This window comes from Marinomonas sp. CT5 (assembly GCF_018336975.1).
In the GTDB taxonomy this organism is placed as follows: Bacteria; Pseudomonadota; Gammaproteobacteria; order Pseudomonadales; family Marinomonadaceae; genus Marinomonas.
In genome coordinates, this window is the sequence record NZ_CP025572.1 from 3,441,327 (window position 1) to 3,457,826 (window position 16,500).

Genomic DNA, 16,500 nt, shown 5'->3' on the forward strand with positions numbered 1-16,500 from the left:
CATCATCGAACTATCGGGAGAACACATATATGAATTGGCTGACGGATAATAAAATCCCTCTTGGCGCTTGGATGGAAAATTTTGTCGACTGGCTGGTCACTGCCGCTTCCGTATTTTTCGATCTAGTCTCCATTACGTTAGAAACCATGATAGTTACAATGGTTGATGCAATTGATGCCCTTCATCCACTTGCGGTCATTGCCATTATTTTAGTCGGTGTTTGGTTTCTACATCGCAGCATTAGCCTACTGATCTTTATTACCTTATCTCTGTTGCTCATCATTAACATGGGCTACTGGGTAGAAACCATTCAAACTTTAGTACTTGTCGTCTCAGCCACAGCAATCAGTGTATTTATTGGTGTTCCTATTGGTATTGCAGCCGCTCACCGACCTTGGCTATATACCACACTGCGCCCAATTTTAGATTTAATGCAGACGATTCCAACCTTTGTGTATCTGATCCCTACGCTGATTTTATTTGGCTTAGGTTACGTGCCTGGGTTGATTTCAACCATCATTTTCGCCATCGCCGCTCCAATTCGCTTAACATACTTAGGCGTGAGTAAAGTCCCAAATGAACTCATTGAAGCCGGCTTAGCCTTCGGTTGTACAAAATCAAAACTGCTATACAAAGTAGAGTTACCTGCAGCCATGCCAAACATTATGGCCGGTGTCACACAGTGCATTATGTTGTCTCTATCTATGGTCGTGGTAGCCGCCTTGGTTGGTGCTGATGGCTTAGGTAAGCCAGTTATTCGCGCACTAAACACAGTAAACATCTCTCAAGGTTTTGAAGCCGGTGTTGCCATTGTATTGGTAGCCATCATGCTAGACCGTATCTGTAAGTCACCAGCATCTAAGAGCGAGGGGTAATTTATGGCTGTTGTAAGCATTGAAAATGTCGATATTGTCTTCGGTGACAATAAAGCAAAAACACTTCCTCTTATGGATAAAGGCCACTCTCGTGATGAAATACTTGGTATTACTGGCGATGTCGTTGGTGTACAAAATGCCAATATTGAAGTTAACGAAGGGGAAATCTGCGTACTGATGGGGCTATCGGGCTCAGGCAAATCTACTTTACTACGTGCCGTCAATGGCTTGAATAAAATCGCCCGCGGACGTTGTCTTGTTAGAGATGGCGATAAAATGGTCGACATGGCAAAGTGTGACGACGCAACCCTTCGCCATATGCGTACTCGTCGCGTATCTATGGTATTTCAAAGCTTTGCCTTAATGCCTTGGCTAACCGTACTTGAAAACGTGGCCTTCGGCTTAGAAATGCAAGGAATGCCAAAAGCAGAGCGTCTTAAAAAGGCTCGAGAACAGCTTAAAATGGTCAGTCTTGATAAATGGGCAGACAAAAAGCCAGACGAATTGTCCGGCGGTATGCGTCAGCGTGTTGGTTTAGCAAGAGCCTTTGCTATGGACACGGATGTGTTGCTAATGGATGAACCTTTCTCCGCTTTAGATCCGCTCATTCGCTCACAACTTCAAGATGAATTGATTGAGCTACAAAGACGCTTAAATAAAACTATTATTTTCGTCAGCCATGATCTAGACGAAGCCCTGAAGATCGGCAGTAAAATCGCCATTATGGAATCCGCTAGAATCATTCAAGAAGACGCCCCAGAGCAGATCGTGCTTAACCCAGCCACTGAATATGTAGAAAAATTCGTTGCCCATACTAATCCACTAAATGTGCTATGTGGCAACTCACTGATGACGCCATTGCATGATTTAGCGGTACAAGACGAGCATATCATTATCAATGATGACGTTAAGATGAAACTAGAAAATGGCCAACTTATTTCAGTCCTGTGCGCTAAAGGTGAGATTCCAACAGCCCGCTGGACACCAGAAACTATCCTTGCCAACGTACCTGACAACACCGTCTTCATTGTACCTGCTAACATCCCTATGCGTGATGCGGTAGAAATACGCTACCACTCCAATCATTTCATGGTGATGGAAGATGCAGGCCAATGCATCGGCATTCTTAACGACCATAACTTTTACCACGCACTACTGGGTAAACATTTTGGACGCGATGAAGAAGCCGCGTAACGTTGGCGAAAATAGCATTGTCTTAACATGATCAACAAAAAGGCCAGATGAAAAAACATCTGGCCTTTTTTGCAAAAAATGCATTATTCCTAGGTCATTTATAACAAGAATTCTGTAATTACGATGCGTTGCATCTTAATTAATAGTCTATGTTTTATTCTAGCAATAAAAATCCCCATTATACGGGGCTTTAGCATTGCAATCAGAAATTCAATCCGTATAGTCAGGCGAAATAATGATCACCCCCGATCATAATAGATTTGATGTTTAATACAATGAGAGCGTTGCTAATGATCACTCAAAAAAAGTCGTCATTAAAATGTCTCATACAGTTAGTCTAAAAGGACACTCAATGTTAAAGCAAACCCTGTTTCCAATTTGGAGTCTGCTCATAGGTATTGCCGTTCTGACCATGGCAAGCGCCTTGCAAAGCTCACTGATCGGTATTCGAGCCTCTATTGAGGAGTTCAATACCACAGCGACAGGTTTGATTATGTCCGCCTACTATCTTGGATTTATTCTTGGTTCCCTTTTAGTTCCAAGTTGGGTTAAGAACGTCGGCCATATTCGTGTTTTTGCAGCCGTAGCGTCTTTGGCTTCCATTACTATCTTGATGCAATCTGCTGTGGTAAATCCATGGTTCTGGATGCTAATGCGCATGGGAACAGGCCTGTGTTACGCCGGTTTATTTATTGTGACCGAGAGTTGGTTAAATGATATTGCCACTAACAAAACGCGCGGTCGTTTATTTTCTATTTATATTATCGAGATCTGGGCCAGCCAAACCATCAGTCAGTTTTTGTTGAACTTGTCTTCGCCTAGTGGCTATGGCTTGTTCATTTTGACTTCAGTGTTAATTTCTTTAGCCGTGGTTCCGTTACTGCTGGTGCGTACGCCTTCTCCTACCATCAACATACCGGAAAAACTCAATATTGTTGGTTTAATTAAAACAGCCCCACTCGGTGTTACTGGTGTCACTATCGCCGGGGCGACCTCTGGTGCCATATTGGGTCTGGGAGCACTATATGCAAAAAGCATTGGCTTAAATATTGTTGAAATCTCGTTTTTCATAGGTGCCAGCTATGTGGGCGGGATGGTATTGCAATGGCCAATAGGGAAACTTTCCGACCGACAAGACCGTCGAGTCACCATTCTATGGGTAGGTGTTGTAGGCGCGGTATCGGCCTTTATTGTGCCGCTCGGCGGCAACTTGAACAATCAAATATTGATGATGATCGGCATGTTTGCAGTGGGGGCATTTACCTTTCCTATGTACTCACTAGCGTCTTCCCACATGAACGACCAACTTCGTCCAGAGCAAATACTATCAGCCAGTAGCGGGATGATTCTGCTTAACGGCATTGGCGGTATGATAGGACCACTAGTCGCTGCGGCATTAATGGATACGCTGCGTATTGAAGCACTGTTCTGGTTTGTTGCTGGGCTCAATATCACTGTGGCGTTAGTTGCCTTATACAGAATCAAACATCAGCCAGCTATGGTTATCGAAGAGCAAGGGGATCAAATTCCAGTTGCACTTACGGTCTCCTCTGTGGCAACAGCAGAAATGCTTGTCGAGGCAGACTCTTCTGCTCCAGTGGAAGAGAAGAGCCACGAGGTGGAAATCAAACTGTAAACGACAGCACTTGCTTAATTAGATAAAGCCACCTCCCTTGCTCTTTTTAAGACAAGGGTTGTGTGGCAATTTTGAGCGCAATACTCCAGATCAAAATCGCATTTATACGATTAAACCACCGCCAGAAAGCGGCTTTTTCTAACCATTTAGCACACAGCTTTCCAATCAAGGCTAAGGACAAGAACCACACCACAGACGCAAACACGCCACCAAACACAAATTGCCATTTAGCCTCTTGCCATTGATTTGCCAAACTCCCCATTAAAATCATGGTATCTAAATAGAAATGCGGATTGAGCCAGGTCACAGCAAAGCCCATCACGACCAAAGGCCATAAGGCCAGACGTTTACTGTATTGTTCTAGAATTAAATGCTCTTCTTGAAATGAAGCGCGCCATTTTCCCAAAGCAAACCAGACTAAAAACGCGACGCCCGCCCAACGAGAGATGGACAACAACCAATCATGACTTTGTATAATCAGCCCCAGACCAAATGCCCCAAGCGCAATTGACAGAGCATCACTCAAGATAAACAACATAGCGATGGGAAAAGCATAGTGTCGCTTCAATGCCTGCTCTAATAAAAAGCTATTCTGGGCGCCAACCGCCACAATTAATCCACCACCCGTAATTGCCCCACTGATAAAGGCCAACATAGTTATCTCCGATTTATCTATTTTCAAAAGTGGCTTGATCTTAGCCAAAACGGGTTATAAATTTAAATTAATTAAACTTAAGTTATATTAGATATTTTTATGATGGATTATAAAGCACTATCCTCTCTGCACGCTGTGCTGAAATTCCAAAGCTTTGATAAAGCAGCCGACTATCTGCATCTGACACAATCTGCCGTTTCACAAAATATCAAACGCTTAGAGCAAGAATGTGGGCGTCCTCTGCTCATACGCGCTAGACCAGTAGTGGCTACGTCACTTGGTGAGCAACTGTTGGCACATTTCAACAAAGTCACCATGCTTGAAGAAGGTCTACAAGAAGCGATTCAAGGTGAGCAAGCCACTCAACCAATCAGCATCGCCGTAAATAACGATGTACTCGCCACTTGGTTTACTGACGTGGTTAATCAGTTTTCCGCAACCGATTCCAACAAATTACATATTAAAGCGGCCGACCAAGCCAAAACCCGATCACTTTTACAAACAGGCGAAGTCATTGCTTGTGTCAGTCAGATAGGTACACCAGTGCCAGGAGGTGATTCTATTTTTCTCGGCAATATGTTTTATGAGCTGGTCGCTACCCCAAGCTTTATCAAAGACTATTTAAAAGGGGATCTAAGCGCCGAAGCCGTTTTAAAATCCCCTTCTTTAATTTATGACGAACATGATGAGCTTTGGGCGCGCTACCAGAATGAATGTTTAAAAGTAAAAACCGATATTAGCCACAGTCATTGGTATCCATCTTCCCATGGATTTGTCGAGCTCGTAATGGGTGGCACAGTCTGTGCTTTAATTCCTAGTATTCAAATTAAACAGAAAATAAAAAGTAAGAAACTGGTATCCTTGCTGCCAAACAAACGGCTAGCCTTGCCTCTATATTGGCATTGGTACAAACTCAACTCACCTGTATTAGACCGTTTAAGCAAGGTGATAAAAAGTGTCACACGAGATGTTTTATAATCAATGCATCGCGAAACAGGCTGGCTATGCCGTATTATTTTTAGACAGCCATTTAACAAAGTTCAAAACCATTTTTAAGGAAAATTTATGATTCGCAAATGTTTATTCCCTGTCGCTGGTTATGGCACCCGTTTTTTGCCTGCCACTAAATCCATGCCTAAAGAAATGCTGCCGATTGTAAACAAGCCTTTGGTTCAATACGGTGTAGAAGAAGCTGTTCAAGCGGGTTTGAACAACGTTACTTTCGTCACGGGCCGTGGTAAGCGTGCCATTGCTGACCATTTTGACATCAGCTATGAACTTGAACACCAAATTGCGGGCAGCAGTAAAGAAAAATACCTAGAAGGTATTCGCCACTTAATCGACAACGTGAACTTTTCTTTTACTCGTCAAAACAACATGTTAGGTCTTGGACATGCCATTTTAACAGGCGAACCATTAATCGGTGATGAAGCATTCGGTGTTGTACTAGCTGATGACCTTTGCTTTGGTGAAGATGACGGCGTAATGGCACAAATGGCCAAACTATATAACCAGTTCCGTTGCACCATTGTTGCAATCGAAGAAGTGCCAGAAGACGAAGTGCACAAATATGGTGTGATTAAAGGCGAATCCATGATGGAAGGCCTTTACCGCGTGACTGACATGGTAGAAAAACCAGCAAAAGAAGATGCACCATCTAACCTAGCGATTATTGGTCGTTACATTCTGACGCCTGATATCTTTGACAAAATTCGTAATACGCCAGCAGGTCGTAACGGTGAGGTTCAAATCACCGATGCCATCTTGCAACAAGCACAAGAAGGCTGCGTATTGGCCTATAAATTCAAAGGTAAACGCTTTGACTGTGGCAGTGTAGATGGCTTCGTTGAAGCAACCAACTACTGCTACAAAAACATTTACCAAGACCCAACCGAAGCGTAATTTTACTTAATTAAAATCGCACCAATATAGAGCAAAAGAACCAGTACATCTCTGTACTGGTTTTTTTATAACCTAAAGTTACTAAGCTGCTGAGCGTTTTTTCACCCACACCACAATGCCCTTTTGCAGCAAGATAAAGAACAACAGCAAACCACCAACCGCTAACTTAGTCCACCAGCTGTTTAACGAACCATCAAAAGTAATAAGCGTTTGAATAATGCCTTGGATCATTCCTCCTAAGAAAGTACCAAATACATAGCCCACACCACCCGTTAGCAAGGTACCACCGATCACAACCGCAGCTATGGCATCCAGCTCTACGCCAACCGCAGCTAACGGATACGCTGAGCCAGTATAAATAGCAAAGACCACCCCAGACATCGCGCTGTAAAAACCACTCAATGCGTAAATTTTAATCGTGGTCTTTTTGACTGGCACCCCCAACAAAGCGGCAGAATGACTGTCACCTCCCAATGCATACACATTCATACCAAAACGCGTTCTACGTGCGATCAGAATACCCAACACTAATAACACCAACATGGCCATAGCGATAAAGGTTAAACCGCCTCGTCCAGGTAAAGGCACATAAATATCATATAGCCCATAGATAAAAGGATGATTAATAGGCACCGCATCTAAATTGATTAAATACGCCAAGCCGCGAAACAAGAACATCCCCGCCAAGGTCACGATAAAAGCTTGGATTTCGAAAAACGCAATGATCACCCCCATAATCGCGCCAAACGCTACACCGACTATCAAAGCGATACCTATCGCAAATAAAGGATGCATACCCGTATTGGTAATCAAATACGCCATCAGCACACCGATAAACGCGATCATTGAACCAACTGATAAATCAATACCGCCAGATAAAATCACAAACGTCATACCAATCGCAGTCACAATCAAGAAGGCGTTATCGGTCAACAAATTCGAAAACACCAAGGTGTCACGAAAGCCTTTGTATTCGTACATTCCAAAGCCGTACAGCAGAATAAACACCAACAAGGTCGCCAAAATAGGCAGGTTACGTTCATTAATCATGACTTGGCACTTCCTTTATTATTCTTCTGGAAAACAGCAGACACCCATTGACGGGTTTTAGGAGACTGAATCAACAACACAGCAAGGATAATGGTCGCTTTTACCACCAAGTTATATTGCGCTGGTAGACCACTGGTCAAAATGGCCGTGGTTAGGGTTTGAATAATCAACACCCCAACGATGGTCAGTAATAAATAAATGCGCCCGCCCGCTAACGACGCTCCCGCTAATACCACAGCTAAAATGGCATCCAATTCTAGCCACAGCCCAGCGTTATTCGCATCAGCACCACGAATATCGGCGGCCAAAATAATGCCGCTCACAGCCGCGCAAAAACCGGAAAAAACATAAGCAGACAAAACCAGTAATCGCGCTTCAATACCTACTAAACGACTGGCTCGGACGTTGGCCCCGACCGCTTCGATAAATAATCCCAAAGCGGTTTTACGCATCACTAACACCGTCAACACAATCATGCCAATGGCAATCCACACTCGAATTGGAAACGCTAAAAAGTAACCATTTCCAATGGCATCCAATACATCCGAATGGAAGGTAACGATCTGCCCTTCGGTAATCATCTGAGCAATACCACGCCCCGCCACCATCAAAATCAAGGTGGCAACAATGGGCTGAATATTAAATACCGACACTAAAATGCCGTTCCATAGCCCGCAAACGACACCTGTGCCCAGAGCACATAAAATGACGAGCCAGACAGGAAAATCCGTATTCACCGTCAACACCGCTGTTACGGCACCGGAAATTGCAATCACCGCCCCCACGGACAAATCGATTCCCCGAGTACCAATGACCACCGCCATGCCTAATGCTACTAATGCAGTAGGCGTAGCTCGATGTAAAATATCCAACAGGCTACCAAATAGATGGCCATCAACCATTTGAATACTCAGAAATCCCGGTGTTATCGATGCGGTGACCAAGATAATCAGCACCAGCGACAATAAGGGAGCGAGCGTTTTTTGATGTTTATGCAGAAAGTTATTATTTTTCATAGATACTGCTACTTTTAGTACGGCTTATAAAAAGATTGGTTAGAGACATTCAATCGCGCTTTAACTGGCAATGGTGCGCAAAATCGCTTGTTCTGAAACCTCATCCCCATGAAGCTCCGACACTTTATGATGATCCTTCATCACCACCACTCGATGAGCAAACATAACCAGCTCTTCCAGCTCAGAAGACGCGACTAATAATCCCATGCCTTGCTCACACAGCTCTTTAATAATCTGAATGATTTCATGGTGAGCACCAATATCAATACCTCGTGTCGGTTCATCCAAGATCAGTAATTTCGGATGCGTAATCAACCAACGGGCAAGAATGACTTTTTGCTGGTTGCCACCACTCAATTCACCAATAGGCTTGTCCATATCGGGCGTTTTGATCGCCAAGCGCTTAATCATTTCTGCAACCAGCTTCTGCTGCTCCGCCATGGAAATCGGCGACCACCAACCTTTGCTTGCCTGCAAGGCTAAAATCATATTTTCTCGGACACTCAACTCCGCCACAATGCCATCTTGCTTACGGTCCTCAGGGCAATAACCCATCCCCACTTGAATCGCGTGACGTAAAGACGATTTTGTAAGTGATCGATCACTTAATGAAACATCCCCTTGATCCGGTTTCACCGAGCCATATGCCAGCTCACAAAGTTCCGTACGCCCTGAACCTAGTAAGCCAGCCACTCCGACAATCTCGCCTGCCGAAATGGTTAAATCTAATGGTTCAAGGTAGCGTTGTTTGCCAACATTATTTAACTGCAAAAGCGCATCGCGCTCCCGCTGAATAGAGTGATCGTGTGCCTTTGGTGTTAGGTCTTCTAAGGATTTCCCCACCATATGACTCACCAAATCGGAACGAGACAATTCTGCCGTTTTATAAGTGCCAATGCTCTCGCCATTGCGCAATACTGTGATGCTATCGGTGATGCTGTAAACCTGATCCAAAAAGTGGGTAACAAAAATAATCCCCAACCCTTCGGACTTTAAACGCGACATAAGATCAAATAACTGCTTGATTTCATCACTGTCTAAACTGGCCGTTGGCTCATCAAGTATCAGCATTTTGGCTTGCGTGCTGAGTGCACGTGCAATGGCAACAAGCTGCTGAATGGCAATGGAATAAGTGTCTAGCTGACGCAACGGGTCGATATCCAAACCCACTTGAGCTAATAACGCTTTGGCGCGAACTTCTGCTTTCTTCCAGCTAATCAGACCGAAGGTTTTTTCTTGATGCTGTAATGTCAAATTTTCCATCACAGACATGGTAGGAATAAGGTTAACTTCTTGATAAACCGTGCTGATACCCAAGCGCTGAGCATGACCACTATCAGACGCACGAATTAAATTTCCCTCTAACAGAATCTCACCGCGATCTCGCGGATACACCCCAGTGAGCACTTTAATTAAAGTGGATTTTCCCGCACCATTCTCACCAAGCAAGGCTCGAATTTCCCCAGGATTAATCTGCAAAGACACATCATTAAGGGCTTGGACACCGGTAAAAGATTTAGATAAGTGTTTGATTTCTAATAAAGGACGAACTGCGCTTTGCACTTCTTCGACAACCAACGCTTCTTCAACTAATTGCGACATGACCCGCAGTCTCCATTTTGACGAACATAAATCAATAATCTACGCCTAGGACCATCATGCCCCTAGGCGTATGGCTATATTATTTACGCTTCGCGTATTCCGCTGCAGCCGTATCAGGAAGATACAATGGGCCATTGGCTTTGATCCATTTATCTACTTTCTCTCCTTTTTGAGAAGCTAAAATCGCATCAAATGCTGGGCCACCAAGATGAGGGTTCAACTCAATCGTTGCATTGGCTTCGCCATCCGCCATTGCTTTAAAGATATCTGGAACCGCATCGATAGAAACCACTAAAATATCTTTTGTTGGTTTTACGCCGGCTTCTTTCATCGCCAAAATCGCACCTAATGCCATGTCATCATTATGAGCAAACAGAGCACAGATATTCTTCGCACCGCCTTCGGCTTTCAAGAAACTCTCCATCACTTCTTTACCACCGGCACGGGTGAAGGAGCCAGACTGAGAACGGATAATTGTCATATTTGGGAAGTTACTGATAATAGAATCAAAACCTGTTTTACGATCAATCGCCGCCGATGAACCTACTGAACCTTGCAGCTCAACAATGTTACAACGACCATTGGTTTTCGCCGCCAACCAAGAAGCCGCTAACGCACCTTCCTCTTTAAAGTCCGAAGCCACTTTCGTTAAATACAAGCTTGAATCAGCCGCCACGCCACGATCAATCAATACAACAGGGATTCTAGCGCGTTTCGCTTCTTTTAATACTTGATCCCAACCCGTTTCTACCACAGGGGCGAGCAAAATACCGTCGACACCTTGTGCAATAAATGAACGTACTGCTTTAATTTGGTTTTCTTGCTTTTGTTGAGCATCAGAAAACTTTAGGTCATAACCACGGCGCTCAGCCTCGGCTTTAATGGACTCGGTTTCCGACGTTCGCCAGCCACTTTCGGAGCCAATTTGCGAGAAACCTATCGTAAGATCTGCTGCCATCGCCGAAGCAGACAACACAGGAAGTAACACAGAGAACGTTGTCAACACAGCCTTGCGTTTGAATGCACCCAGCCATGGAAACGAAGAACGAACAGAGAGAGATTGCATACTAGATTCCTTTTTGTTTTTGTTGTGATCTATTCTGAGCACCACCTATCATTACAGACAAGTTAACACTCTGAAATTCACAATATATCTCCCTCCCTTACCTTTCAAATGCAAGTTACAGCAAACTTCATATCAATATTGATATGAAAGAACACCGTAACATGACTTTTTTATCCATATATCTAAGCTAAATACTGTTGGCTCAACCAAATACTCAGCGGCAAACTCACAATCGACAACAACGTCTGCATGGTAATATACGCCGACATTCTATCTGCATCTCCCCCTAACTGACGGGCCAAAGCGTAAGCTGATGTTGCCGTTGGCACCACACCAAACAACACAGCAATCAAGGCTGGCAAACCACGGACATCTAACCACCAACACATCAAACCAATCGCCAAAGGAAACACCACAAAACGTGCCACAGCAGATACCACAAACGTCATACCAACAGAGCGAATCGTCTCAAATCGAACACTGGCGCCAACCGACAACAACACCAATGGTAATGCGGCCTGAGACAACATACCCAGCACATCAGATACTAAAATAATCGGCGTCAATCCGAGCAAATTCAAACTGCTGCCAAGCAAGATAGACACAATCAAAGGATTTCGAATGAGCGCACCACTTAACAATCGTGGTAAAGATGTCGCAGAAGAACTATCAGCCGATGACGGACCATGCATTAAGGTCATCGATACCACCAAGAACACATTGATAGAAGGAATCAACACCGACGACCCCAACGCCGCCAGCACCAGCCCATCATTCCCATACACACTACCCGCCACAGCCAACATAACAAAAGTGTTAAAACGCACTCCCGCTTGTAGCATAGAAGACCCAGTTGGTGGTGACACCTTCATAAACCAAATAACAACAAACACGAAGATCGCTGTGACCAGCAAAGCCAGCAACAAAATCAACGCATACTTTGCCAACATAGGATTACTAAAATCGATCTGCGACGTTTTGCTAAACAACAAAGCAGGAAACAACACCCAGTAAGACAACTTATCGACACCAGGCCAAAAGCCATCCATCGGAAAACGCCAACGCTGACACAAAGCACCAGCCATTAACAATATAAACACTGGCAACACAGACAAAGAGAGAGAAAACACAAATACCCCTTTAAAAAATAAACAATCCCTTATGAAGAAACTTATGTACGATGTAACAAGCTCAATAGCTACACAAAAGTTTATACGGGCAAAAGTTGCCAATCTTGACTTGCCAACTGCTCAACAAACCAAGATAACCCTTTACCTGGATCTTCCTTTCGCCATGCCAAATACGCCATCTGATTCGGTCTTGGCAATTCACACTCACGCAACACCAAACGACCAGAATTCAGCTCATCGACAATACGATGCTTAGGCAAATACCCCACCCCCAACCCCAAACACTGGGCTTGGATTTTGCTACGCATGGTATCAACTCTTAACACCTGTCGACTTTCAAAAACACCACTACTGCGAGCCGGCAAAATTTTTGAACTATCTGCCACCACAATCGCCGGAAACTGACGCAATTGCGCCGTAGTAATTGTACCTTGATTTAACGCCAACGGATGCGTTGGTGACACAGCAAACACAAATTCGATTTCACCAATCGCACGAATATGAACATTTCCTTTTGGGAGCTCCCCTGTAGCACCAATCACCAAATCGGCCCTATCATCTTGTAGAGCATCCCAACCTCCGCCGACCGCCTCTTCAGATAAACTCAGCTCAACCGGACGATTCTGCGTCAAAAAATCCCCCACTACAGACATCAAAGGCGACTCCAACAACACAGTATCACGGGCAATTCTGAGCTTCGGCTCCCAGCCAGACTCAAATTGCTTAATCGAGTCCTCTAGGCGCATGGCCGCTTCCAAAATGGCTCGACCTTGTTCTAACACCAACAAACCTGCTGGCGTCAGCACCGCTTTTTGGCGGGACCGATCAAACAAGGCCACACCTAAATCCTCTTCCAACTTCTTCACCGTATAAGTCAAAGCGGAAGGAACCTTGAACAAAGCCTCCGCCGCCGCGGCAAAACTGCCCAACTGATGGATCGTCTCTAACACCCGCAATGCTTCCAACGTAACTGCGTACGCCATACCTAAACCTTTATTCAAATTTTTTGAAATACTAGCTCAAAACCTTCCGATTTTCTTTCTTTTTAGCAACCACTACACTGCTCCCATAGAGTTAGAAGGGTAACGCCCCATTAAGGAGACACATCATGATTACACTTAGACAGGCTCAAGACCGTGGACAAGCAAACTTTGGTTGGCTAAACAGCTACCACACCTTTTCTTTTGGCAATTACTTCGACCCACAACATATGGGCTTTTCTCATCTACGGGTGATCAACGACGACACCGTTATCCCAGGTGCTGGCTTTGAAACCCACGGTCACAGAGACATGGAAATCATCAGCCTGGTATTACAAGGCACCATCGCCCACAAAGACAGTACAGGCAACGTCAAAGAGCTACCCGCAGGCGAATACCAACTCATGTCCGCAGGCAAAGGCATCTACCACAGCGAATTTAACGCCTCCAAAGCGGAACAACTTAAATTCCTACAAATATGGATACAACCCAACCAACTTGGCGAACAACCGGGCTACCAACAAAAAGCCTTCAGCCAAAATGAAGGATTCAACACCATCATCACCCCAGACGGAGCAAACGGCACACTGCAAATTAAACAAGACATGCAACTGGTGCAACTGATCCTAGATGAACAACAACAGGCCACATGGCAAGCCGACAGCAACCGCCGCTACTACATACACCTAATAGAAGGCGAACTGTCACTCGGCAACGACATCACCATGCAACCTGGTGACGGCGCGAAAATTGAAAACGTATCCGAAATTAACTTCGTAAAACTAAACGAAAAACGCGTTAAAGCCCTACTGTTCGACTTGGTGTAACCCCACCAAAACGTAGGGCAGCATGAGCATGAGAGAGGCAAAAGGGAGAAACGACTGTGATTTGGCGTTCTCTTCTTTTCTAAACCGCCTGTTCGGCGGTGAAGACGGGCGCGTCTACTGAGATCGTCAATTTGCATTTCTAAGCCGCCTGTTAGGCTGTGAAGGCCGTTCCTTGGACTCGTGTCAATAACTGTATTTTCTAAGCCGCTTGTTCGGCGGTGAAGACCATAAAGCCAAAAGTAAAAGGACCACAGGATTTCTAAGCCGCCTGTTTGGCGGTGAAGTGGTTTCTTCTCTTCCTCCGTTCGCTTTGATATTTCTAAGCCGCCTGTTCGGCGGTGAAGCATGAGCCAAGATAAAACAGTCCACTTCCCCTTTTCTAAGCCGCGTGCTCGGCGGCGAACATGGCAAGATGATATGGTTGTACCACTCGTCTTTTCTAAGCCGCGTGCTCGGCGGCGAACGCGCGCTGGTTCAGCTCATTGCAAAATCAAAATTTCTAAGCCGCATGCTCGGCGGCGAACCACTGCGCCGCCCATCGGTGGATTGCGTTTGCTTTCTAAGCCGCGTGCTCGGCGGCGAACTACTTGCGGAACATCGAGGATGGTTTTCACGATTTCTAAGCCGCGTGCTCGGCGGCGAACTTTTCGATTTCGATTGTGCTGTTCTTGCCTTTTTTCTAAGCCGCGTGCTCGGCGGCGAACGTTGCGATAGGCGTATTTGTGTAAATTGTCGCTTTCTAAGCCGCGTGCTCGGCGGCGAACTTGTTATAAAGAATCGGCTTACGTTTCCCGCTTTTCTAAGCCGCGTGCTCGGCGGCGAACTCCGACTATCAGAAATTATGTCTGATGTGTCTTTTCTAAGCCGCGTGCTCGGCGGCGAACATTCGCAGACTCGTGACATGATGAACATGAATTTTCTAAGCCGCGTGCTCGGCGGCGAACTTTTTTTGTGCACCTCGACATACAGGGGTTAATTTCTAAGCCGCGTGCTCGGCGGCGAACTTGCACCGGGTGACAGAGGTATGGAGCACGCATTTCTAAGCCGCGTGCTCGGCGGCGAACATCCCGTTCCTGTTATGTCCATCGGTATGAATTTTCTAAGCCGCGTGCTCGGCGGCGAACGGCGTGTTCTGCGAGTCGTTTGGACAGTTCTGTTTCTAAGCCGCGTGCTCGGCGGCGAACATCCCGTTCCTGTTATGTCCATCGGTATGAATTTTCTAAGCCGCGTGCTCGGCGGCGAACGGCGTGTTCTGCGAGTCGTTTGGACAGTTCTGTTTCTAAGCCGCGTGCTCGGCGGCGAACGTAATTGACTACCCCAGCCCCTTGTCGTCACTTTTCTAAGCCGCGTGCTCGGCGGCGAACCGGCTACGTTTAGGGCTTTAGTGTACTCAACATTTCTAAGCCGCGTGCTCGGCGGCGAACGCTAACGATCCACAGAGCGGCTATACGGGCATTTTCTAAGCCGCGTGCTCGGCGGCGAACTTTAACGACGGCCTCAGCCGCTTTTGCAAGCGTTTCTAAGCCGCGTGCTCGGCGGCGAACCGTTTTGCAAAGTGGTATGGGCGTGTGGTGATTTTCTAAGCCGCGTGCTCGGCGGCGAACACGTGCGTTCGTCGCCAACACTCCCTCCGTTTTTTCTAAGCCGCGTGCTCGGCGGCGAACTGAAAGTGATTGGCCTGAATACGAACACGTTTTTTCTAAGCCGCGTGCTCGGCGGCGAACGAGCACGCAGACCCGCAGCACGACCAGAATAATTTCTAAGCCGCGTGCTCGGCGGCGAACTCTGGCTTTTCCCATTCGACTGGCTAAAAATATTTCTAAGCCGCGTGCTCGGCGGCGAACGTGGCGGTATCTGATACGGTTTGCACACCGCTTTTCTAAGCCGCGTGCTCGGCGGCAAACACGTAACACTGTACCAACGGCCACTTTTTGTATTTCTAAGCCGCGTGCTCGGCGGCAAACAGGAGACGAGAGATTAGGAGTTTCATGGACTATGTCTAAGCCGCGTGCTCGGCGGCGAACAGCCCTTTGAAAGTATCGAAATTCTTCAAACTTTTCTAAGCCGCGTGCTCGGCGGCGAACAACACTCCACCTAATGCTGATACCATTTCGGGTTTCTAAGCCGCGTGCTCGGCGGCGAACGGAAAGTCGATTTCAGAGCGGGAGGCGCGAACTTTCTAAGCCGCGTGCTCGGCGGCGAACGAAAGTCTTTAATAGTAAACGGGCCTTGAATATTTCTAAGCCGCGTGCTCGGCGGCGAACAAAGTTAAGGCGCCGACGATTAACACAATCAATTTCTAAGCCGCGTGCTCGGCGGCGAACGCGTTAGTAGTCAAATCAGGCTTTTTTTATGTTTTCTAAGCCGCGTGCTCGGCGGCGAACGTAGTGAAGTTGTGGAGGTCTTGCAGGCCACTTTTCTAAGCCGCGTGCTCGGCGGCGAACTTAAACATGATTCATAAAATGCTAGAGTGGACTTTCTAAGCCGCGTGCTCGGCGGCGAACATCGTTTAAGTGTTTAAACCGTCTTGCATAATTTTCTAAGCCGCGTGCTCGGCGGCGAACTAT

At 46.0% G+C, this 16,500-nt stretch carries 13 protein-coding genes and 1 CRISPR repeat array (1 of these 14 cut by a window edge); of the genes, 6 read left to right on the top strand and 7 right to left on the bottom strand.

Annotation, left to right across the window (positions count from 1 at the left end):
• The first annotated feature begins 29 nt into the window (after positions 1-29).
• From choW to C0J08_RS16550, 3 genes are all read left to right on the top strand, one after another.
• Positions 30-875 (top strand): choline ABC transporter permease subunit, encoded by an 846-nt coding sequence (gene choW, locus C0J08_RS16540; RefSeq protein WP_212653018.1) that lies wholly within the window; start codon positions 30-32, stop codon positions 873-875.
• A gap of 3 nt (positions 876-878) precedes the next feature.
• On the top strand, positions 879-2,069 hold the full coding sequence (gene choV, locus C0J08_RS16545) for a choline ABC transporter ATP-binding protein (protein ID WP_212653019.1): 1,191 nt from the start codon (positions 879-881) through the stop codon (positions 2,067-2,069).
• A 352-nt stretch (positions 2,070-2,421) separates the two neighbouring features.
• Positions 2,422-3,705, top strand: a complete 1,284-nt coding sequence (locus C0J08_RS16550) for an MFS transporter (protein ID WP_212653020.1) — start codon at positions 2,422-2,424, stop codon at positions 3,703-3,705.
• 46 nt (positions 3,706-3,751) lie between these two features.
• Here C0J08_RS16550 and C0J08_RS16555 read toward each other — a convergent pair whose 3' ends face one another.
• Positions 3,752-4,360, bottom strand: coding sequence for a LysE/ArgO family amino acid transporter (locus C0J08_RS16555; protein ID WP_212653021.1), 609 nt, complete (start codon positions 4,358-4,360; stop codon positions 3,752-3,754).
• A gap of 99 nt (positions 4,361-4,459) precedes the next feature.
• Between C0J08_RS16555 and C0J08_RS16560 the strand changes: the two genes are divergently transcribed.
• Entirely contained in the window at positions 4,460-5,338 is an 879-nt protein-coding gene (locus C0J08_RS16560) for an ArgP/LysG family DNA-binding transcriptional regulator (RefSeq protein WP_212653022.1), read from the top strand.
• A gap of 87 nt (positions 5,339-5,425) precedes the next feature.
• Positions 5,426-6,262: a UTP--glucose-1-phosphate uridylyltransferase GalU gene (galU, locus tag C0J08_RS16565; protein ID WP_212653023.1), complete on the top strand. Its 837-nt coding sequence runs from the start codon at positions 5,426-5,428 to the stop codon at positions 6,260-6,262.
• Between the two features lie 81 nt (positions 6,263-6,343).
• On the opposite strand, the gene yjfF is transcribed toward galU, so the two are convergent.
• From yjfF to C0J08_RS16595, 6 genes are all read right to left on the bottom strand, one after another.
• Entirely contained in the window at positions 6,344-7,312 is a 969-nt protein-coding gene (gene yjfF / locus C0J08_RS16570; protein ID WP_212653024.1) for a galactofuranose ABC transporter, permease protein YjfF, read from the bottom strand.
• Positions 7,309-8,328: an ABC transporter permease gene (locus C0J08_RS16575; protein ID WP_212653025.1), complete on the bottom strand. Its 1,020-nt coding sequence runs from the start codon at positions 8,326-8,328 to the stop codon at positions 7,309-7,311. The genes yjfF and C0J08_RS16575 overlap by 4 nt, the downstream gene beginning before the upstream one ends.
• Positions 8,329-8,388: 60 nt before the next feature.
• Entirely contained in the window at positions 8,389-9,930 is a 1,542-nt protein-coding gene (locus C0J08_RS16580; protein ID WP_212653026.1) for a sugar ABC transporter ATP-binding protein, read from the bottom strand.
• Positions 9,931-10,009: 79 nt separating this feature from the next.
• Complete coding sequence (locus C0J08_RS16585; protein ID WP_283247100.1) at positions 10,010-10,996, bottom strand: ABC transporter substrate-binding protein; 987 nt, start codon at positions 10,994-10,996, stop codon at positions 10,010-10,012.
• A 182-nt stretch (positions 10,997-11,178) separates the two neighbouring features.
• Entirely contained in the window at positions 11,179-12,126 is a 948-nt protein-coding gene (locus tag C0J08_RS16590; RefSeq protein WP_212653027.1) for an AEC family transporter, read from the bottom strand.
• A gap of 80 nt (positions 12,127-12,206) precedes the next feature.
• Positions 12,207-13,109 (bottom strand): LysR family transcriptional regulator, encoded by a 903-nt coding sequence (locus C0J08_RS16595; RefSeq protein WP_212653028.1) that lies wholly within the window; start codon positions 13,107-13,109, stop codon positions 12,207-12,209.
• Between the two features lie 125 nt (positions 13,110-13,234).
• On the opposite strand from C0J08_RS16595, the gene C0J08_RS16600 reads away from it, so the two are divergent.
• A complete protein-coding gene (locus C0J08_RS16600; protein WP_212653029.1) occupies positions 13,235-13,933 on the top strand; it encodes a pirin family protein in 699 nt (232 codons plus the stop codon).
• Between the two features lie 196 nt (positions 13,934-14,129).
• Positions 14,130-16,500: direct repeats of the CRISPR family, unit length 28 nt; unit sequence TTTCTAAGCCGCGTGCTCGGCGGCGAAC (it continues 3,778 nt past the right edge of the window).

Bases quoted from the DNA above. Each gene is read 5' to 3' on its own strand.
- choW (WP_212653018.1), top strand. From the start codon at position 30: ATGAATTGGCTGACGGATAATAAAATCCCTCTTGGCGCTTGGATGGAA.
- choV (WP_212653019.1), top strand. From the start codon at position 879: ATGGCTGTTGTAAGCATTGAAAATGTCGATATTGTCTTCGGTGACAAT.
- C0J08_RS16550 (WP_212653020.1), top strand. From the start codon at position 2,422: ATGTTAAAGCAAACCCTGTTTCCAATTTGGAGTCTGCTCATAGGTATT.
- C0J08_RS16555 (WP_212653021.1), bottom strand. From the start codon at position 4,360: ATGTTGGCCTTTATCAGTGGGGCAATTACGGGTGGTGGATTAATTGTG.
- C0J08_RS16560 (WP_212653022.1), top strand. From the start codon at position 4,460: ATGATGGATTATAAAGCACTATCCTCTCTGCACGCTGTGCTGAAATTC.
- galU (WP_212653023.1), top strand. From the start codon at position 5,426: ATGATTCGCAAATGTTTATTCCCTGTCGCTGGTTATGGCACCCGTTTT.
- yjfF (WP_212653024.1), bottom strand. From the start codon at position 7,312: ATGATTAATGAACGTAACCTGCCTATTTTGGCGACCTTGTTGGTGTTT.
- C0J08_RS16575 (WP_212653025.1), bottom strand. From the start codon at position 8,328: ATGAAAAATAATAACTTTCTGCATAAACATCAAAAAACGCTCGCTCCC.
- C0J08_RS16580 (WP_212653026.1), bottom strand. From the start codon at position 9,930: ATGTCGCAATTAGTTGAAGAAGCGTTGGTTGTCGAAGAAGTGCAAAGC.
- C0J08_RS16585 (WP_283247100.1), bottom strand. From the start codon at position 10,996: ATGCAATCTCTCTCTGTTCGTTCTTCGTTTCCATGGCTGGGTGCATTC.
- C0J08_RS16595 (WP_212653028.1), bottom strand. From the start codon at position 13,109: ATGGCGTACGCAGTTACGTTGGAAGCATTGCGGGTGTTAGAGACGATC.
- C0J08_RS16600 (WP_212653029.1), top strand. From the start codon at position 13,235: ATGATTACACTTAGACAGGCTCAAGACCGTGGACAAGCAAACTTTGGT.